This window comes from Pseudomonas sp. NPDC086112, from assembly GCF_044746425.1.
In the GTDB taxonomy this organism is placed as follows: Bacteria; Pseudomonadota; Gammaproteobacteria; order Pseudomonadales; family Pseudomonadaceae; genus Aquipseudomonas.
Genome location: NZ_JBIVCD010000037.1, coordinates 1 through 18,669, shown reverse-complemented (window position 1 = coordinate 18,669; position 18,669 = coordinate 1). Strand labels below are relative to the sequence as shown.

Below are 18,669 nucleotides of genomic sequence, written 5' to 3'. Positions count from 1 at the left end.
GCTCCCACATTGATCGATGTATCGGCTTACTTCTTCTCACACCGGCTGCAACGTGCGCTCAAACACCCCCACCCCATCCAGATCCCGCAACACCACACTCATCTCCCCCGTCTGCCCATCGATGTTCACCTCGCCAAAAAACTGAAACCCGGCAAACGGCGAGGTGTTCTGCGCCGGTGGTGCTTTCTCGAACACCACTTCGGGGCCGAAGGTTTTATCCAGCGCATTCGGCCCGAAGCTCCCCGCATTCAACGGCCCCGCGACAAATTCCCAGAACGGTTCGAAGTCCTGAAACGCCGCGCGGTCCGGGTGGTAATGGTGCGCCGCGCAGTAATGCACATCCGCCGTGAGGAATACGAAATTGCGCACCCGCTGCGCCCGCAGAAAACCGAGCAGTTCGGCGATTTCCACTTCACGGCCCTGAGCCGAGCCAGGGTCACCGTTAGCCACCGCCTCCCAACGCGCCACACCAGGGCTGACTTCTCCGTCGGGTACGCCGAGGCCAATAGGCATGTCGGCGGCGATGACTTTCCATTGGGCCTGGGAGCCTTTCAACTCACGTTTGAGCCAGTCCAATTGTTCTCGACCGAGAAACGGCTTGGCGGCACCGAGATTGTCATCATTGGCTTCGCGATAACTGCGCATGTCGAGTACGAACACATCCAGCAGCGGCCCATAACTCAGCTTGCGATAAATCCGCCCGCCGTCATCGGCACTCTGCAAGCGCATCGGCGCGTATTCCAGCCAGGCCTGACGCGCGCGGCCCACCAGGCTGTGGATATCTTTGCTTTTGTAGCGCTCATCCAGTTGTTTGCCCGGCGACCAGTTGTTCACCACTTCGTGGTCGTCCCACTGCCAGATTTGCGGGACCTCGGCATTGAAGCGGCGGATGTTTTCGTCCATCAGGTTGTAACGGTAATTGCCACGATAGTCGTCGAGGGTTTCGGCGACTTTGCTCTTGGCTTCGCTGGTGATGTTGCGCCACACCCGGCCACTTTCGGTGGTCAGTTGCGCCGGCACCGGGCCGTCGGCGTAGATGGTGTCGCCGCTGTGGATAAAAAAATCCGGCAGGCGCAGACGCATCGCTTCGTAGATACGCATGCCGCCGATGTCCGGGTTGATGCCGAAGCCCTGGCCGACCGTGTCGCCGCTCCAGACAAACCGAATATCCCGCCGAGCGGTTGGCACACTGCGCAGATGACCGAACCAGGGTTCACTGGCGACACCGCTTTGGGCGTCTTCGAACGTCACGCGGTAGAAAATCGCCTGATCGGCGGGCAGGCCAGTGAGTTCGACCCGGGCGGTAAAGTCAGTGCGGGCATCGGCCAATGGCGAAACGAATCGACGAGGGTTATTGAACAGGCTGCGGGTGTCCCATTCCACCACCATCCGCGCCGCGCGGTCACTACGGCTCCAGATCATCGCCCGGTCGCCCAACAGGTCGCCGGACTGCACGCCATCGGTGAGTTGCGGCCGATCCTTGACCGAAGCAATCACCGCCGGGGCCAGGCCGGGCAGCAACAGCCCGGCGCCGACGGCTTGCATGACACGACGGCGGCCGAGGTCGAATTCGCTCATGGTGTTCTCCCTGAAAAAGGAAAACTTAAGCATGGCTGTATGACTGCGGCATGACACAAAAGTCTGCCGATGCTGCAGATCCCTGTGGGAGCGGGCTTGCTCGCGAAGACGGTTTAACATTCAACATTAATGCTGGCTGTCAGACCGCTTTCGCGAGCAAGCCCGCTCCCACATGGGATTGGGGTCAGGCGTTGACTGGCTCTACTGCCAACTCCACCGTCTCAGGCCGTTTGAGCACCGAATACGTCACCGCCGTCAGCAAACTCCCGGCCACGATCGCCAGCAGATACAACAGCGCATGGTTGATCGCATTCGGAATCAGCATCACGAACAACCCACCGTGGGGTGCCATGAGTTTGCAACCGAAGTACATCGACAACGCGCCGGTCAGCGCACCGCCGGCGATGCTTGCCGGAATCACCCGCAGCGGGTCTTTCGCCGCAAACGGAATCGCCCCTTCGGAGATAAAGCACAGCCCCAACACCAGCGCCGCTTTACCGGCCTCGCGTTCAGTCTGGGCGAACTTGCGCCGGGCAATGAACGTAGCAATGCCCAGACCAATCGGCGGCACCATGCCGGCGGCCATGGTCGCGGCCATCGGTGCATAACTTTGCGACGCCAGCAGCCCCACCGAAAACGCGTAAGCGGCTTTATTGATCGGCCCGCCGAGGTCGACGCACATCATGCCGCCCAGCAGCACACCCAGCAGAATGGCGTTGGTGGTGCCCATGCTGTCGAGGAAGTGCGTGAGCCCTGCAAGCATCCCGGCCACCGGTTTGCCGACCACATAGATCATCACCAAACCGGTGAACAGGCTCGCCAGCAACGGAATGATCAGGATCGGTTTCAGCGCCTCAAGACTTTGCGGCAAACGCGCATAACGGTTGATCGCCTGGGCGGCATAACCGGCGATGAAACCGGCAATGATCCCGCCGATGAAACCGGCGCCCAGGGTGCTCGCCAGCAAACCACCGATCATCCCCGGCGCCAGGCCCGGGCGGTCAGCGATCGAGTAGGCGATGTAGCCCGCCAGCAGCGGCACCATCAGCTTGAACGCGGTGTCGCCGCCGATCTGCATCAGCGCAGCCGCCAGCGTGCCTTCCTCCTTGAACGCGGTGATGCCGAACACGAAGGACAAGGCGATCATCAGACCGCCCGCCACCACCATCGGCAACATGTACGACACACCGGTCAGCAGGTGCTTGTAGATGCCGGTTTTCTCTTGCTTGGCCGGGCCTTTGGCGCCGGTCGAAGCGCTTTCCTGCTTGCCTTCGGCCAAGGCTTTGTTCAGCGTCGCTTCAGCCTGTTTCAGCGCAATGCCGGTGCCGCAACGGTAGATTTTCTTGCCAGCGAAACGCTCGGTGGCAACGTCAATATCTGCCGCCAACAGCACCACGTCAGCATCGGCAATCGCCTCTGCGCTGAGTGGATTGCGCGCGCCGACTGAGCCTTGGGTTTCCACTTGCAGATCGTAGCCCAGACGCTTGGCCGCTTGCTGCAAGGCTTCGGCGGCCATGAAGGTGTGGGCGACGCCGGTCGGGCACGCGGTGACAGCTACCAGGCGTGGCGCATTTTTAACCACGGCGGCCGGCTCGGCGGCGGCTTCGGGGGCGACGTATACCTCAGCCTCCTCCACCCCACGACGCAGCACCGCTTCGACATCTTGCAGGGCCTGGGCCGGGGTACTCTGGAACACCCGTTTGCCGACGAATCGCGACATATCCACCGGCGCACTGGTGACCAGCAACACCCACTCGGCGGCTTCGATGGTCGCGGCCGACAGCTGGCGTTCCGGATGGGCCGCATCAACAACTTCGACACTGGTGCTCCAGCCCTGACGCTGGGCCGCTGCATCGAGCAGACGAGCGCACAGCACACTGGTGACCATGCCGTTCGGGCAGGCCGTAACAATGGCTAACTTCATTGCAAACCCTCTTATTGTTCTGTCAGGGGGCGCAGGCGCACGCCCTGTTCGAGGTGCGCCAGTTGCGCGGTGTCGCCGATACCAAAACCGATCTGGGTCACGGCCATGGCGGCAATCGCGGTGGCGGTGCGCAAGGTTTGTTCGGGCGTATCGGCACTGAGCAAACCGTGCAGCATGCCCGCCAGCAACGAATCCCCTGCCCCAACGGTGCTGATCACGCTGACCTTGGGTGGCGTGGCGTGCATGGCCGAGCCGACACTGAACCAGTTCACCCCGTCGGCACCGTCGGAAATCACCACGTGTTCGATGCCATGCGCATGCAAGCGGCTCGCCGCCTCGGCTTGGGCCCCCACGGAAACCACCTCGCAACCCAGCGCTTGCGCCAATTCTTCGGTGTTGGGTTTGATCAGCCACGGGCCGGCCGCCAGACCTGCGCGCAAGGCTTCACCGCTGGTGTCGAGCGCCACTTTCAAACCGCGCTTTTTCAAGCGCTGGATCAACTCCCGCAGCCACTGAGGATTCACGCCACGGGGCAGACTCCCGGCCACGACGACCGCGTCATGCCCTGGAGCAATCTGGTCGAGTCGATCGAGCAAGGCCTGCTGCGCCGCTTCACTGACCCTCGGCCCCGGGCCGTTGATGTCGGTGATGCGCCCATCGCTTTCCGCCAGTTTGATGTTGCTGCGGGTCTCGCCGGGAACGCGGACAAACGCGTCGGTAAAACCGCGTTTGGCAAACAGGGTTTCGAACGCCTGAAGATTATCTTCCCCGAGAAAACCGCTGACGGTCAGCTGATGCCCGAGGTCGGCCAGCACCTGCGCCACGTTCACCCCTTTGCCGGCGGCGTGGGTGTGCATTTCGTCGCTGCGATTGACCTGACCGGGGGTAAGTAGCGGCAATTGAACGGTGAGGTCCAGCGCCGGATTAAGGGTCAGGGTTAAGATCTTGGCCATTACAGGGCCTCCACTAATGCACGGACTTCGTTCGCGCTGCCCACGGCCAGGGCCTGTTGGGCAAGGGTTTGAGTCTGGGTAAGGCTGAGTTCACGAATGCGCGCCTTGACCTCGGCAATGCTGCGGCCCGACACGCTCAACTCATCCACACCCAGGCCCACCAGCACCGGCACCGCCAGCGGATCGGCCGCCAGTTCACCGCACACGCCGACCCACTTGCCATGAGCATGAGCCGCACGCACGGTGATGTCGATCAGTTGCAGCACCGCCGGATGCAAGCCGTCGGCCTGGGCCGACAAGGTCGGATGACCACGGTCGATGGCCAGGGTGTATTGCGTCAGGTCGTTGGTGCCAACGCTGAAGAAATCCACTTCCTTGGCCAGCACCGGCGCCAGCAAAGCGGCCGACGGCACTTCGATCATGATCCCCAATTGCAGGTCCGCAACCGGGATTTCCAGGCGCAGACGTTCGGTCATGTCCCGAGCCTGACGCCACTCATCGACGCTGCCGACCATCGGGAACATGATTCGCAATGGACGGTTGTCCGCCGCACGCAGCAAGGCGCGCAACTGCGCTTCCATGACCTGCGGGCGTTGCAGGGTCAGGCGAATGCCACGCACACCGAGGAACGGGTTTTCTTCTTTCGCGATCGGCCAGTACGGCAGCGGTTTGTCACCACCGACGTCAAGGGTGCGCACCACCAGCGGTCGACCGGCCAGGCCATCGAGGACGCGACGGTACTCGACTTCCTGAGTCGCCTCGTCCGGCGCTTGCGAGTGGGCCATGAAAATCAGTTCGGTGCGCAGCAGGCCAATCCCTTCGGCGCCCTGCTCCACCGCACTGGTGACGCCGGCGCTTTCACCGATATTGGCGAACACTTCCACCGCGTGACCATCGGTGGTCAGCGCCGGTTGATGGCGTTGTTCGGCGGCGGCTTTCAGGCGCAGTTCACGGGTGTCGCGCTCTTCGGTGGCGCGCTGCAAGGTCGCAGCATCGGCGTCCACGTGCAGGCGACCACGTTGACCATCGATCAACAGCGGCGTGCCCGGCTTCAGCAACAACACGGCGGCACCGGCGCCCACCAACGCGGGAATACCGAGGGCACGCGCGACGATGGCGCTGTGGGCCGTGGCGCCACCGCGAGCGGTGAGGATACCGGCCACACGCGTCGGATCAAGACGTGCCACGTCGGACGGGCCGACTTCGTCCATCACCAGAATGTACGGCTGCTCCGGCTCCGCAGGCGTTTCGACGCCACTCAATTGCGCCAGCACCCGACGGCCAATGTCGCGCAAGTCGGCGGCACGTTCGGCGAGCAAGGCATCCTGCAGCGATTCCTGTTGTTTGGCGGCGGCTTCGATCACCGCCATCCACGCCGCTTCGGCGCTTTCGCCTTGCTTGAGGCGGGTGTCGACTTCGTCGGTCAGTTCCGGGTCGTCGAGCATTTCCTGATGGGTGATAAAAATCTCGCGAATCGCTTTGGCCTTGCTGCGCTCGATCAGGCCTTCGATGTCGCGACGCACATCCGCCAACGCTTGCTTGAGACGTTCACGCTCGATGGCGGCGGACTCACCGCGCAGCGGGTAATCGATAACTTGCAGCACTTGAATATGCGCCGGGCCGATGGCGATACCCGGCGCGGCAGCAATCGCCTGAATCAAACTGCCGGAGGCCGGTGCAAGCAGCACTTCGGCAACATCGGCAATCACTTCGCGATGTTGGCTCACTGCCGGCAGCGGCTCGACTTCTTCACCGAGGCCTTCTTCAATGGCTGCCAGCAAGGCGGGCAAGGCGTCGGCAGCGATCGTTGGTTCGGCGATGAATTCCAGCACCTGACCGCGACGGGCGCCGAGGCTGAGCAGCTTGCTCAAACTCTTCACCGACACCGCACTGTCGTGGCCATCGACGATGCGTACGCGGATTTCGCCTTCAAAACTTTTCGCCAGTTGCGCGAGAATCTTCGCCGGGCGCGCATGCAAACCGTGGGCGTTGGCCAAGGCAATGCGTGCGCTCGGCCAATCCGCCGGCACTTCACCGCCGAGGACTTCCAGCACCGCGCGGCTGCTGGTGGCACGGCCCAGCTCATGACCACGGCCTTCGATCAGCAACGCGCAAAGGCGTTCGAGCAATGCCTGATGGGCTTCACCGAGGCTGGCCAGGCAGAACAGCCCGCTCAACGGCTGACCGAGGTAGCGCATGGGTTTGTCCGGGGTAACGAACGCCAGGCCCGGACGCTTCACCGTTTGTTCGCTGTGCAGCCACCACAGACCATCGCCCAGCGGCAGCGCGTCGACCTGCTGCAAGACGCCGGCAAAACCGTTGCTCACGCAATCGGCCTGACGCAGCAAGCGGGCGCCGCGCCAGACCAGTTCTTCGAAGTCATCGGCGGAGACTCCGAGGCCGATCATCTGTGCGTCCAGCGCCAATTCTTGCGGCGCGCCTTGCAGCAGTTTCAGCAAGGCTTCGGCGGAGCTGGCGCGACGCAGAGCCTGGCCCAGATCGGTTTCACCGAGGGCGCGGGTCAGCAGTTGCAGCAGGCGCAGGTGTTCATCGGATTTGGCGGCGATACCAATCGCCAGGTAAACGATCTGGCCATCACCCCAGTCCACGCCGTCAGGAAACTGCATCAGCCGCACGCCGGTGGAAAACACCAGATCGCGGGTTTGCGGGGTGCCGTGGGGGATGGCAATACCTTGACCGAGAAAGGTCGAGCCCTGGGCTTCCCGGGCCTGCAAGCCCGCAAGGTAACCATCCGCCACCAGGCCATCGGTCACAAGTCGGTCAGCGAGTAATTGCAGGGCGGTGGCTTTATCCACAGCCGACTGGCCCATGGATATCTGCTCTATGGTGAGCTCGAGCATGCTTTCTCCTTTTTGGCGCCGTGTGACGCCAGGTATTGTTTTGATTGATTCAGCTTAGGCCCTTGGGAGCGCCTTTTCAGGGGCAGTTTTGGCGGTTTCGCGGCAGAACCGACCAAAGCGACCTATAACGTAGAAAATACGCCTGCTGAAACGTTTAATCTAGAATGTTAGGCACGTTACTCGATAATGTCTCATCCTTGAAGTCCAATTGTCGGATGTGCTGCCACAATGATCGCCTGCCGAATCGGGTAGGATTGGCGAAAATGCCGGGCACGCTCGAATAAACAAGGAAATACCGGGTTGAAACTCAGTGATATTGCACAGTTGGCCGGCGTCTCCGTGACCACCGCCAGTTATGTCATCAACGGCAAGGCCGAACAGCAACGTATCAGCAGCGCCACCGTCGAGCGCGTGCGAGCAGTTGTCGAACAACATGGCTTCACACCCAACCCTCAGGCCGCCGGACTGCGCAGTCGGCACACCCGCACCCTGGGCTTCATTCTGCCGGACCTGGAAAACCCCAGTTACGCGCGAATCGCCAAACTGCTGGAACAAGGCGCCCGGGCTCGCGGCTATCAGCTGCTGATCGCCAGCTCCGACGATGCGCCAGACAGCGAACGGCAATTGCTGCAACTGTTCCGCGCCCGCCGCTGCGATGCACTGATCGTCGCCAGTTGCCTGCCGGCCGGCGATGACAGTTACCGCCAGTTGCAGGCCAAAGGCATTCCGATCATCGCCATCGACCGGGTGATGGAGCCTGAGCACTTTTGCTCGGTGATCAGTGACGACCGCGAAGCCAGTCTGCAGCTTACCCGCAGCCTGTTGGACCCGTTGCCCAAGCAGATCGCGCTGATCGGTGCCCGTCCTGAATTGAGTATCAGCCAGGAACGGGCTGCAGGTTTCAAGGAAGCGCTGAACGGCTTCAAAGGCGAGGCGCTGATCGAGCACGGCGAGTCGTTCAGCCGTGAGTGCGGCAAACAATTGATGGAAGAGTTGCTTCAGCGCCTGGGCCATTTGCCGGATGCGTTGGTGACCACCTCCTACGTGCTGCTTCAGGGCGTGTTCGATGCCTTGCACGACTTCCCGCTGAAAACCCGTCCGCTACGCCTGGGCACCTTCGGTGATACGCAGTTGCTGGACTTCCTGCCACTGCCGGTCAACGCCATGTCCCAGCAGCATCAGCTGATCGCCGACAAAGCTTTGCAACTGGCGTTGGCGGCCATTGAACAGGCCGATTACCAACCCGGCGTGCAGGCCATCGCGCGGACCTTCAAGCAGCGTATTCATCAGGACTGAGCCGTGGAACTGATCGACACCCACACTCATCTGGATTTCCCGGATTTCGACGTGGATCGTCAGGCGCTGCTGGCCGAGAGCCGCGCCCTCGGCGTGCGGCGGATGGTGGTGCTGGGGGTTTATCAGGCCAATTGGCAGCGGGTCTGGGATCTGGTGCAAAGCGATCCCGATCTGCATGCGGCGTTCGGTTTGCACCCGGTGTATCTGGATGACCATCGCCCTGAGGATTTGACCGAACTCGGTGATTGGCTGACGCGTCTGGCGGGCCATCGACAGCTATGCGCAGTGGGTGAGATCGGTCTGGATTACTTCATCGAAACCCTGGATCGTGAACGCCAGCAAGCGCTGTTCGACGCCCAACTGCAACTGGCGGCAGACTTCAATCTGCCGGCGCTGATTCATGTACGACGCAGCCATGCGGCGGTGATTGCCACGCTCAAACGGTTTCGCTTGAAGCGCGCGGGAATCATTCACGCCTTCGCCGGTAGCCAGGAAGAGGCTCGCGAATACATCAAGCTGGGTTTCAAACTCGGCCTCGGCGGCGCCGCGACCTGGCCGCAGGCCCTGCGCATGCACCGCGTGCTCGCCGGTTTACCCGTTGAGTCGGTGGTACTGGAAACCGACTCACCGGACATGGCCCCCGCCATGTTCCCCGGCCAACGTAATAGCCCGGCTCATTTGCCGGCGATCTGCGCGGCACTGGCCGCCATCATGGCAGTCAGCCCCGAACGACTGGCTGCCGCCAGCACTGCAAATGCCTGTGAGCTGTTCAACTGGCGTTAGTCACCGCACACATCCCCTGTGGGAGCGGGCTTGCTCGCGAAGAGGCCGTCACATTCAAATTTTATGTGACTGATAGACCGCTTTCGCGAGCAAGCCCGCTCCCACATTGGATCCTCTGCGCGGCATCAAACCCGGAACGCGCTGATCAATTGTTTGAGTTCCACCACCTGCGCCGACAACGCTCGGCTGGCATTCTCGGTCTGGTGCGCGCCGTCGGCGGTGCGCTCGCCGGCACGGTTGATCTCGACGATGTTCTGGTCGATGTCGTGAGCCACCGCAGTCTGCTGCTCAACCGCGGCGGCAATCTGCTGGTTCTGGTCGACGATCATGCCGACGGCGCCGAGGATGTTTTCCAGCGCCTGCTGAACCTTTTCCGACTGCCCGACTGTGCCGTTGGCCATCTGATGGCTGGTGCCCATCGCCTTGACCGCCGCACCGACACCGCTGTGCAGTTTGGCAATCATCTGCTCGATTTCTTCGGTCGATTGCTGGGTGCGTTTGGCCAGGGTCCGGACCTCGTCCGCCACCACCGCGAAACCACGGCCCTGCTCGCCTGCGCGCGCGGCTTCGATGGCCGCGTTGAGGGCCAGCAGGTTGGTCTGCTCGGCGATGCTTTTGATCACTTCCAGTACACGGCTGATGGATTGACTGTCGCTGGCCAGTTGATTGATCACCCGCACCGACTGATCGATCTCACTGGCCAGTGCAGCGATGCTGCCCTGCTGGGACTCCACCAGCCCGCGCCCGCTGATGGTCTCGTCGTTGACGCTATGGGCGCTGCTGACGGCCGCCGCGGCACTGCGCGCCACCTCCAGAGACGTGGCTGACATCTGGTTCATCGCGGTGGCGACCTGCTCGATCTGCGTGCGTTGCCCCGCCACCGCCTGATTGCTTTGGGCGGACACGTTTTCGACCTGGCCGGCCTGGCGTTCGACCTCACCAACGGTCTGACCCACTCGCTCGATCAGGTCATGGATTTTCTTCACGGTGCCGGTGAATACCTCACCCAACTCGCCCAGTTCATCGCGGCTGTTGGCGCTGAAGGTCACGGTCATGTCCCCGGCCGCCACCTTGTCCATCACCGCGCCAAGACGCTTGAGGGTGGTGCGGGTCGAGGCGTAGAAACCGCCATAGAGGTAAAAAATCAACACAAACACCACCGTCAGCGCCACTGCCTGCAGGATCATGTGAGTGCGGTGCTGCTCCAGCCGCTGCTGCAACTGGGTACCGAGAAACTTCAGGGTGGCTTCGTTGAGTTGGTAGGTCTGGTCGATCAGGCCTGTGACCTGATCGTAAAAGGCCTGCCACGGTGCATCGAGGGTATCAGCCATCACCACCTGTTCTTCGAACAGTTCACTGGCCTTTTTCAGGGAAGCCTTGCTGCTTTCGGCCTGGGCGGCCAGGGTTTCGTGCGCCGCTTTACTGGAGCCCAGAGCGTCCTGCAATTTCAGACCGTATTCGGCCTGAAGCTTTTCGATCTGCGCCAGTAACTCATCGAAACGGGTGCTCGACGCCGAATTGAGAAAGCCCTGCCCCAACGAGTAAGAACCCATCGCCCGGCCATCGCCGAGCGTCTGGGTCACGGCCGGCGTGACGTTGGTAATGAGTTCGCTCAGCTGACGCATGTCGCTCTGGCTGTCGCGACTCAGGCCGGCCTGACTGGCAATGATCTGGCTGAAAATCTGCGCGTTTGCGAGCAACTTGCCGATCAGCGCACTTTTGCTTTGCAGGGAGGTTTCCGTTTGCTGGGCCTTGAACGCGGCGATCATTTCATCGCGCTTGCCATCGAAAAAGGTGATTTGTTCCGGGTCAGTGGTCATCGCCGCCAGCCCTTGCAAACGGGTCAGCACGCTTTGCTCCAGGGCGCTGATGTTCGACTCGACATGACCGGCCTTGCCGGACTGGCCAAGGGTAACGTTGATCTGCACCAGGTTGTTCAGGGTTTCCAGATCCCGGCGCAGGCTCAGGCCGCTGCCCAGCAGGTCGAGGCTCTGCAGCTCGACCCGAGTGCCCTGGAATTCGCGATAGGAATCGCGCACCAGATAGAAGTTGGTCACCAGCATCGGCACGAGGAACAGCACGCTGATCAGGCTGAACTTCATGCCGAAGCTCAAGCGGTTCATCAGCGCGACGGCGGGATAGAGCAAGCTCTTCACTGTGAAGTCTCCCTTTGAATTCTTATTTTTATGGCAGGCGCGCAGAGACAGCAGATAGCCACTATTGGCGCTATCTCTGTATAGCCTAAATCGGCGGAGGGTTTTGTAACTTAAGGTTAACGACAGACACGCAGCCTTGTAGCAGCTGGCGAAGCCTGCGTTCGGCTGTAGCAGCTGTCGAGCCCCAGCGAGGCTGCGTTCGGCTGCGAAGCAGTCGTAAAGTCATCCAATGCGGTGTTTCAGGTAAACCAAGGTGATTGGAATGACGACTGCTGCGCAGCCGAACGCAGGCTTCGCCAGCTGCTACAGGGCTGCGATCTTTTCGATTCAAAGCAGAAATCAGGACAAAACGGTCCACAACGCAAACCCGGCATACCAAAGCACCGCCGCGCGCAGCAGCAGTTCCCAGATCCGGTCGAGGCTGTTGATACCGTCCGGCCCGACCACCGGCGCCGGAATTTCACCGGCCACCAACCCGACCTTCTCGATCAGTTGAACTGCGCTGATGTTCCAATTCAGCAGCTCGTTCAACATCACCCGGCCGACCGCGACAAAGTTGCCGACCAGCGCAAAACTCGCTGCTAGCAGTCGCACCGGTACCCAATCGAATGCATGACGCAGCTGTGCCGCTCGCTCGACCACGGCCGGGTTCTGCCCGTGCTCCTCGGCCAGCGCCAGCAGTCGATAGCTCAACGCGGCAACCGGGCCCAGCAGGAAGTACCAGAAGATCACCGCGAAAAAGCTCTGATAGGCCTGCCACAGCAGATGCCCTTCAACTCGCTCCAGCAGTTGCTCGCCGCTGTCGGCGCAAATATTCAGGTCGCGTTTGGCCACATGGGCGGCGGCTTGCAGGTCTTCCCGGCGCCAGGCATCGCGAAACGGCCCGAGGCCGGCCAGCAGATCACCTCGGCCCAGACTGTAAATCACCACCAGCAGGTGCACCGGTAACGCCAGCAAACCGTAGGCTACCGGCTCCAGCACCACCAACAGCAAACCCAGCAGCGCCACCGGCAACAACACCAGCACCACCAGTATCAGCCACGGACGGTTTGTCATGCGTGGGTTGGTTTCAAGCTTGTTCAGCTCGCGCACCCAACCGCCATCACGTTGAACCTGATGGCGCAGGGCCGAGAACTTCTCGATCCACACCGCCAACAGCAGCACCAGAAAACTCATTGTTACTCCTTTTTTTCCAGAGCAGCTTTTGCCAGAGACACGCGATAGCGTGCCCAGTCAAACGCCGGTCCCGGATCAGTCTTGCGCCCGGGTGCGATGTCGCTATGCCCGCAGATGCGTTGTGCGGTGATCCCCGTAAAGGTGCTTTGCAGCTGTCGCGTCAGGGCCGTCAACGCTTGATATTGGGCGTCGGTGAACGGCAGATCATCCGTGCCTTCGAGTTCGACGCCCACGGAAAAATCGTTACAGGTTTCCCGTCCTTCGAAACACGAGACGCCAGCGTGCCAAGCACGCTCAAGACAAGAGACAAACTGAGTGACGGTGCCGTCACGTTCAATCAGAAAGTGCGCAGACACCCGCAGGTCGGCAATTCCTGCAAAGTAGGGATGTTCCGTGACATCCAGACGATTCTGGAAAAATTCCTGCACCTTGCCGGTCAGAAACTGCGCTGGCGGCAGACTGATGTTGTGGATCACCAGCAGGGAAATTTCGCCCTCGGGGCGCGCATTGAAGTTGGGCGAGGGGCATATGCGCACGCCCTGACACCAACCGCTCGCGGGGTCCAACTGCATACAGGTTCCTTCAACGACGACTGTGTTGGTGCCCAGTATGCCGCGATAGACCCTCGGCGCGCGATCACTTGCCGCGATTGAGACGCCGCAGGTTGCCCAACACCGATTCCAGCGCCCGGTCGAACAGCAAGGTGTCGTCCAGCGTTCGCACCGCGCCACGCCGAAACTCCAGGGCCAGACCGGTGCGACTGTGCTCCAGCACCTTCATCCCGGTACGGTTGACGAAGATGTACTTGTCGGTGGCTTCAATGATCGCCGCCAGCTTGCAGCGCAGGGTGTTTTCCTCATCTTCCTGAAACTCGACCCAGCAGCCCAGGCGCAACTGATCGACTTGAAGCAAAGCGACATCGTCCTGGGGCAAACGCATCGATGCGGTCTCGACCGGGCCTTCGTCAGCGGTGCGAAGCACGATTTGCTGCTGCACCTGGACCATCATCGGTGCGTCAACAGCCATGCTTTTCTGGCCCGGACGTTCGAACAGCTGCACATGCAAAGCTTCCAGTTTGCTGAAAAACTCGCCGGTGGCGAACGGATCGAATGCCGAGCTGTTCAAACCATCGCGCAACGACTTGAGCAACCCCGGTACCAGCGACAACAAGCGCAGACTCGCGTCGGGCTCGTCATGGCGCTGCACGCTCCAGATCAGTTGCGCCATGGTCTGCACATCGGCGCGCCATTCGGCGGACTGATCACCGTGCTTGAGGCAGGTCAGCAACAGCACCTTGCTCCAGGCCTCCTGGACAAACGCCACCACACTGTGCGGCAGCACCTTGCCCACCAACGCCTGGTTCAGTGCTTGCTCAACGCGTTGACGCGCCAGTTCGGTCCTGGCGCGGCCTTCTTCGGCGTCACGGGTCCGTTGTTCGAGTAATTCGCTGCGACGGCGCTCGTCACTGGTGAAGGCGAGAAAATCCGCCAGCAATTCGGAAAAGATTGCCGGGTCATCGACAAAGTCGTTCAACAAGCGCTGCACCACTTGCTCGATGCGCAGGTACAGGCTGTCGCGCTCATGGTCATCGCACTCGCCCCAGCCCATGGCTGCAGCGGCGATTTCGTTGAGTAAACGCCGGGCCGGATGGCTGCTGCGGCTGAAGAAGCTCTTGTCGAGCACCGCGACTTTCAGCATCGGGATCTGCAAACGGCCGATCAGCGCCTTGAGCGAGTCCGGCAGGTTGCGGTCATCGAGGATGCATTCGAAGAGCATGGCGATCAGGTTGATCACGTCTTCGTCGGCCACCCCCACCACGCGCGATTTGCCGCTTTTGACGCTGCCCCGGGTCAGCAGTTGTTCGAGCTGGTTACGCAGATCGAAGTCGTCTGGAGCCGCCAGCGCCGGTACGTATTGCTGCAAATGCGAGAGCAGGCGCAGCAGGTCGCGGGTTGAGATGGGCTGGGTCTGGGCGCTGACCTCCAGGGTCGGCGCAACGCTGCCACGCACGTGGAACAACAATTCCTGCAAGGCGGCGAAGACTTCCTGCACGCCTTCGTCAATCTGCGTATTGCCAGTTCGCACGCCTGTCTCGGCGGGGTCAGCACGAACACTCGCAGCCGCCCGATCGGTGGCACGCCGCGTCGGGGCGGGCTTGAGGTCCGGCAGCACACCGGTGGCGATCAGCAGTTGATTGGCTTCGGCGTAGAGCTGATCAGCATTGCTGAGCACATAGCGTTCGAACAGCTTGAGAATGATCAGCTTGACCTTGATCTCCATCCCCAGGTTGCGCCCGGCCTGCAAGAAATACTCGCAGAGCAGCGTCGGCCCCAGGGGGTTGTGCTGTTCGACCAGCGTCTTGCTCAACAGTGTGCTGAGTCGGGCGGTAAGCTGGTCGAGGGCGAAACCGTCGCGGTTCAGCACTTTGCCGACCATGCCCTCCACCGCCACATTACGTTCCATGTCGTCATGGGGTAACGGCACCGCGGCATCGAAAACCAGTGCCGGGGGAAAGGCAGCCTGAGAGGTGTCGTGATGAATGAGGCCGACGAAAGCCTCGGAGAATTGCTCAAGAAAACCGCGTTCGATGCTTTTGCGCTTGAGGCGCAAATCGCGCATGGCTTCGAAGAAGATGTTTTGCTCGACGTCGTTGCGGGCGCGGTCGGCCATTTCGAACAGGGTGTCATCGGCGTTATCGAACAGCTCCTGCAAACCTTGCTTGAGCTGTTGAGCAGCCTTGTCGCGAACCTGAAGCAGAATCACGGGCAGGCGGGCGAGCGGCGAGTGAGTCGCCTGGTCGGTAGCGGCCTTGTGCAAAGGCACTACATTCCCGTCGTTGTGCATCCAAGCCTCCTGAAACGGTGATTCTTCGGTTCGGTTCGTAAGAAAGATCGAGTACGCCGGCCATACAGCCGACACTCAACGGGGACAGTCACCACCCGTTGTCATTCAATAGTAAGGAATCCAAAGCTACGTCAAAGCTATGACGTCAAATGCAAGGCGGATTATCTGCAAAAGACCTTCTTTGTGCCAGCAGACTCTGCCCTTCCCCAAGAAATAGACGTTATGAGAGAGACCTTTGCTTAGCACTGATCGCTCGCGCCAATCGACCAAATGCAGGTTTGCTAACGATGGAATGGTCGTTGATGCCTTGGGTTGCCTCGCAGCATGGCCCTATAATCGGGCCACTTTGTTTGTGGAGCCCGTTATGCCGAATCTACGTCTCGCCGATTTGACCGCCGAAATCGAAGCCAACGTGCGCCGTGCGTTGCTCGAGGACATCGGCAGCGGCGACATCACCGCGCAACTGATCCCGGCCGAACGCCTGGCCAAAGCCACCATCATCACCCGCGATGAGGCTGTCATTGCTGGCACCGCGTGGGTGGATGCGGTTTTCCGGCAACTGGACCCTCGGGTTGCCGTTCACTGGCAGGTGCGCGACGGCGAGCGGGTGAAACCCAATCAGGTGTTGTTCCATCTCGAAGGCCCGGCGCGCTCGCTGCTGACGGGTGAACGCAGTGCTCTTAATTTCCTGCAATTGCTGTCTGGCGTGGCCACTCGCGCGCAGTACCTGGCCGATTTCGTCGCCGAGACCCAGGTGAAGTTGCTCGACACCCGCAAAACCCTGCCGGGGCTGCGCCTGGCCCAGAAATACGCCGTAACCTGCGGCGGTTGCCACAATCATCGCATCGGCCTGTATGACGCCTTCCTGATCAAGGAAAACCATATCGCCGCCTGCGGTGGCATTCCTGAAGCTATCTACGCCGCACACAAGATCGCCCCGGGCAAACCGGTGGAGATCGAAGTGGAAAGCCTGGAGGAACTGAAGGAAGCACTGGCGGCCGGTGCCGACATCATCATGCTCGATGAGCTGAGCCTGGATGACATGCGCGAAGCTGTACGCTTGAACGCCGGCAAGGCAAAACTGGAAGCCAGCGGTGGTATCAACGAAAGCACGTTGCTGCCAATCGCCGAAACCGGGGTGGATTATATTTCGATTGGTGCGATGACCAAGGATGTGAAGGCTGTGGACCTGTCGATGCGTTTAAGCCTCTGATTGAGAAAACGTACATTTCAAATGTGGGAGCGGGCTTGAACGCGAAGAGGGCGTGTCAGTCGACGCAATTGTCGCCTGACTCACCGCTTTCGCGAGCAAGCCCGCTCCCACAGGTCAGACCACCAGATTGTTCATCTCGCAGTACTCTTCCCACTCGACGCCCAAAACCTCGGCCGCCTCCTTGTGCAGCGCCAGGCGCGCAGCCTCGTACTCTTCCGGGCTTGAGGTGTACTTGAGCGTCAGCTCCCACGGCTGCAAGCCCTGAGCTTCCGCCTCATCCTCGAACGCCCACTGGATCTGGTCTTTCTGATCGTCGGCTGGCAAGTCCTTGATCTCTTCGGCCAACTGAGGCGACTCAAGCAGGTACTTTTTAAGTGCTTCTTCGTTTCTGGCTTCTTGGGTCAATTCTTTAACGGTCATGGCGTTCTCGCTGATCTGGGGAATGGAAGATGGATCTGGATCATCAAGGATCTCTCTGACGCAGAAAAACCGTTTGAAGCCCGGTTTGTCTGGCCTTCAGAACCATTCGGGATCATCTGAAAACTGCTGGGCGATGCTCATGCAGACAACGAATATAGGACGTTTTGTCGATGAATTACACGGGTCTTTACATCTATCCCATAAAAAGCCACGTGCATAAGGAGCAGGAGGCTTTAGGAACATAAGTTGAAATCCAAAGTCATAGCGATGTGCCATATCGGCACTTCACAAGGAACCCCAGTGATGCGCAGTTTTTCGAAGCTTTTGTCTGCCCAGCTTGCCACCGCTACCCTGCTGCTTGGCAGCCTGACATTGGCCAGTGCCGCTCAAGCGGCTGTCGAAGTCACCTCTGACCCTGCGTTGTACTCCGACAAAATCTGCGCCCTCCACAATTCGTTCGGCAAGGACACACTCGTCAGAACCAGCGTCAGCATCGATGATCTGGAGAGCCTGCAAAAAACCGTGAAGGCCAATGCCACCGAACTGGAAAGCCAGAAGCGCACCCTCAGCGAGCAGGCCCGTCAGATCGAAGAACTCAAACGCAACAACGGCTCCAGCTCAAGCTCGAACAACAGCGAAATCTCCAGTCTCAAACGGGAGATCAGCGATCAGGAGCGCGCGATGGATCAGCTCAAGCGCACTGTTGAGGATTTGAGCAGAAAGGTGAAATAAGCGAGAAGTGGTGCCCGAGACAGGAATCGAACCTGCGACCTTCGCGTTACGAGTGCGCTGCTCTACCGGCTGAGCTACACGGGCTGTGGGCTAAACCTAGCACTGGCTTCGGGGTCCGGCAACTTAGCGCACCGCAAAATCAAAAGATCGCAGCCTGCGGCAGCTCACAGCTTCGATGTACGCCGCCATATCGTGGCTGAACACAATCTCGGGTAGGAGCTGCCGCAGGCTGCGATCTTTTGATCTTTCTGCACGCAAAAAAATGCCCCACCGTTTTCACGGCGGGGCATTTTTTATAACGTTGAAGCGGTCAGGCGTGGGAGTGATTAAACACCCGAAGCCTTGGCTGCTGCTACGTCTTTGATGGACAGCTTGATACGGCCGCGGTTGTCCACGTCCAGTACCAGTACTTCCACTTCCTGGCCTTCTTTCAGGATGTCGGTCACTTTCTCAACGCGAGCATCGCTCAGCATCGAGATGTGAACCAGACCGTCCTTGCCCGGCAGGATGTTGACGAATGCGCCGAAGTCGACGATGCGCTCAACCTTACCGACATAGATCTTGCCGATCTCGGCTTCAGCGGTGATGCCCAGAACGCGCTGACGCGCAGCTTCTGCAGCTTCCTTGGTTTCGCCGAAGATCTTGATCGAACCGTCGTCTTCGATATCGATCGAAGCCTTGGTTTCTTCACAGATCGCACGCAGGGTCGCGCCGCCTTTACCGCTGACTTCAC

14 protein-coding genes, 1 tRNA gene and 1 pseudogene are annotated in these 18,669 nt (G+C 60.4%); 4 read left to right on the top strand and 12 right to left on the bottom strand.

Annotated elements, in window-relative coordinates:
• Positions 1-36: 36 nt before the first annotated feature.
• The 4 genes from ACIPLA_RS22090 to ptsP all read right to left on the bottom strand — a co-directional run bounded on the left by ACIPLA_RS22090 (position 37) and on the right by ptsP (position 7,316).
• On the bottom strand, positions 37-1,578 hold the full coding sequence (locus ACIPLA_RS22090; RefSeq protein WP_401175920.1) for an alkaline phosphatase D family protein: 1,542 nt from the start codon (positions 1,576-1,578) through the stop codon (positions 37-39).
• Positions 1,579-1,762: 184 nt separating this feature from the next.
• Positions 1,763-3,502: a PTS fructose-like transporter subunit IIB gene (locus ACIPLA_RS22085; RefSeq protein ID WP_401175917.1), complete on the bottom strand. Its 1,740-nt coding sequence runs from the start codon at positions 3,500-3,502 to the stop codon at positions 1,763-1,765.
• 11 nt (positions 3,503-3,513) lie between these two features.
• Positions 3,514-4,455, bottom strand: coding sequence for a 1-phosphofructokinase (gene pfkB, locus ACIPLA_RS22080; RefSeq protein ID WP_401175914.1), 942 nt, complete (start codon positions 4,453-4,455; stop codon positions 3,514-3,516).
• Positions 4,455-7,316, bottom strand: a complete 2,862-nt coding sequence (gene ptsP / locus ACIPLA_RS22075) for a phosphoenolpyruvate--protein phosphotransferase (protein WP_192346309.1) — start codon at positions 7,314-7,316, stop codon at positions 4,455-4,457. Before ptsP ends, pfkB begins: the two co-directional genes overlap by 1 nt.
• Before the next feature lie 300 nt (positions 7,317-7,616).
• On the opposite strand from ptsP, the gene cra reads away from it, so the two are divergent.
• Entirely contained in the window at positions 7,617-8,612 is a 996-nt protein-coding gene (gene cra, locus ACIPLA_RS22070) for a catabolite repressor/activator (protein WP_007900424.1), read from the top strand.
• 3 nt (positions 8,613-8,615) lie between these two features.
• The gene (locus ACIPLA_RS22065) at positions 8,616-9,395 is read left to right on the top strand and encodes a TatD family hydrolase (RefSeq protein WP_218398652.1); all 780 of its coding nucleotides are present in this window, start codon (positions 8,616-8,618) and stop codon (positions 9,393-9,395) included.
• A gap of 125 nt (positions 9,396-9,520) precedes the next feature.
• Here ACIPLA_RS22065 and ACIPLA_RS22060 read toward each other — a convergent pair whose 3' ends face one another.
• From ACIPLA_RS22060 to ACIPLA_RS22040, 5 genes and pseudogenes are all read right to left on the bottom strand, one after another.
• A complete protein-coding gene (locus ACIPLA_RS22060) occupies positions 9,521-10,225 on the bottom strand; it encodes a methyl-accepting chemotaxis protein (RefSeq protein WP_401175982.1) in 705 nt (234 codons plus the stop codon).
• A gap of 153 nt (positions 10,226-10,378) precedes the next feature.
• A pseudogene (locus ACIPLA_RS22055) lies at positions 10,379-10,582 on the bottom strand (HAMP domain-containing protein); the annotation flags it as partial.
• A 1,308-nt stretch (positions 10,583-11,890) separates the two neighbouring features.
• On the bottom strand, positions 11,891-12,727 hold the full coding sequence (gene ampE / locus ACIPLA_RS22050) for a regulatory signaling modulator protein AmpE (protein ID WP_218398650.1): 837 nt from the start codon (positions 12,725-12,727) through the stop codon (positions 11,891-11,893).
• A gap of 2 nt (positions 12,728-12,729) precedes the next feature.
• Positions 12,730-13,299 carry a 1,6-anhydro-N-acetylmuramyl-L-alanine amidase AmpD gene (gene ampD, locus ACIPLA_RS22045; RefSeq protein WP_401175909.1) on the bottom strand — a complete coding sequence of 190 codons (570 nt, stop codon included), beginning with the start codon at positions 13,297-13,299 and terminating at the stop codon, positions 12,730-12,732.
• Between the two features lie 64 nt (positions 13,300-13,363).
• Positions 13,364-15,571, bottom strand: a complete 2,208-nt coding sequence (locus ACIPLA_RS22040; protein WP_401175906.1) for a DUF1631 domain-containing protein — start codon at positions 15,569-15,571, stop codon at positions 13,364-13,366.
• Between the two features lie 364 nt (positions 15,572-15,935).
• Here ACIPLA_RS22040 and nadC point away from each other — a divergent pair, with 364 nt between their 5' ends.
• Positions 15,936-16,784 (top strand): carboxylating nicotinate-nucleotide diphosphorylase, encoded by an 849-nt coding sequence (gene nadC, locus ACIPLA_RS22035; RefSeq protein WP_218398647.1) that lies wholly within the window; start codon positions 15,936-15,938, stop codon positions 16,782-16,784.
• Positions 16,785-16,898: 114 nt separating this feature from the next.
• Here the strand turns inward: nadC and ACIPLA_RS22030 are convergent, their stop codons facing one another.
• Positions 16,899-17,204: a DUF6388 family protein gene (locus ACIPLA_RS22030; RefSeq protein WP_218398646.1), complete on the bottom strand. Its 306-nt coding sequence runs from the start codon at positions 17,202-17,204 to the stop codon at positions 16,899-16,901.
• 303 nt (positions 17,205-17,507) lie between these two features.
• Here ACIPLA_RS22030 and ACIPLA_RS22025 point away from each other — a divergent pair, with 303 nt between their 5' ends.
• A complete protein-coding gene (locus ACIPLA_RS22025; protein ID WP_123498889.1) occupies positions 17,508-17,936 on the top strand; it encodes a hypothetical protein in 429 nt (142 codons plus the stop codon).
• Positions 17,937-17,944: 8 nt separating this feature from the next.
• Here the strand turns inward: ACIPLA_RS22025 and ACIPLA_RS22020 are convergent.
• Together ACIPLA_RS22020 and ACIPLA_RS22015 are read right to left on the bottom strand one after the other, a co-directional pair.
• A tRNA-Thr gene (locus ACIPLA_RS22020) sits at positions 17,945-18,020 on the bottom strand.
• A gap of 242 nt (positions 18,021-18,262) precedes the next feature.
• The coding region (locus ACIPLA_RS22015) for a S1 RNA-binding domain-containing protein (RefSeq protein WP_401175901.1) at positions 18,263-18,669 on the bottom strand (407 nt) is incomplete at its 5' end.

What these genes read in the sequence shown, in the direction of transcription:
- ACIPLA_RS22030 (WP_218398646.1), bottom strand. Translation starts at nt 17,204, where the DNA reads ATGACCGTTAAAGAATTGACCCAAGAAGCCAGAAACGAAGAAGCACTT.
- ACIPLA_RS22090 (WP_401175920.1), bottom strand. Translation starts at nt 1,578, where the DNA reads ATGAGCGAATTCGACCTCGGCCGCCGTCGTGTCATGCAAGCCGTCGGC.
- ACIPLA_RS22025 (WP_123498889.1), top strand. Translation starts at nt 17,508, where the DNA reads ATGCGCAGTTTTTCGAAGCTTTTGTCTGCCCAGCTTGCCACCGCTACC.
- pfkB (WP_401175914.1), bottom strand. Translation starts at nt 4,455, where the DNA reads ATGGCCAAGATCTTAACCCTGACCCTTAATCCGGCGCTGGACCTCACC.
- nadC (WP_218398647.1), top strand. Translation starts at nt 15,936, where the DNA reads ATGCCGAATCTACGTCTCGCCGATTTGACCGCCGAAATCGAAGCCAAC.
- ACIPLA_RS22085 (WP_401175917.1), bottom strand. Translation starts at nt 3,502, where the DNA reads ATGAAGTTAGCCATTGTTACGGCCTGCCCGAACGGCATGGTCACCAGT.
- ptsP (WP_192346309.1), bottom strand. Translation starts at nt 7,316, where the DNA reads ATGCTCGAGCTCACCATAGAGCAGATATCCATGGGCCAGTCGGCTGTG.
- ACIPLA_RS22040 (WP_401175906.1), bottom strand. Translation starts at nt 15,571, where the DNA reads ATGCACAACGACGGGAATGTAGTGCCTTTGCACAAGGCCGCTACCGAC.
- ampD (WP_401175909.1), bottom strand. Translation starts at nt 13,299, where the DNA reads ATGCAGTTGGACCCCGCGAGCGGTTGGTGTCAGGGCGTGCGCATATGC.
- ampE (WP_218398650.1), bottom strand. Translation starts at nt 12,727, where the DNA reads ATGAGTTTTCTGGTGCTGCTGTTGGCGGTGTGGATCGAGAAGTTCTCG.
- ACIPLA_RS22060 (WP_401175982.1), bottom strand. Translation starts at nt 10,225, where the DNA reads ATGTCAGCCACGTCTCTGGAGGTGGCGCGCAGTGCCGCGGCGGCCGTC.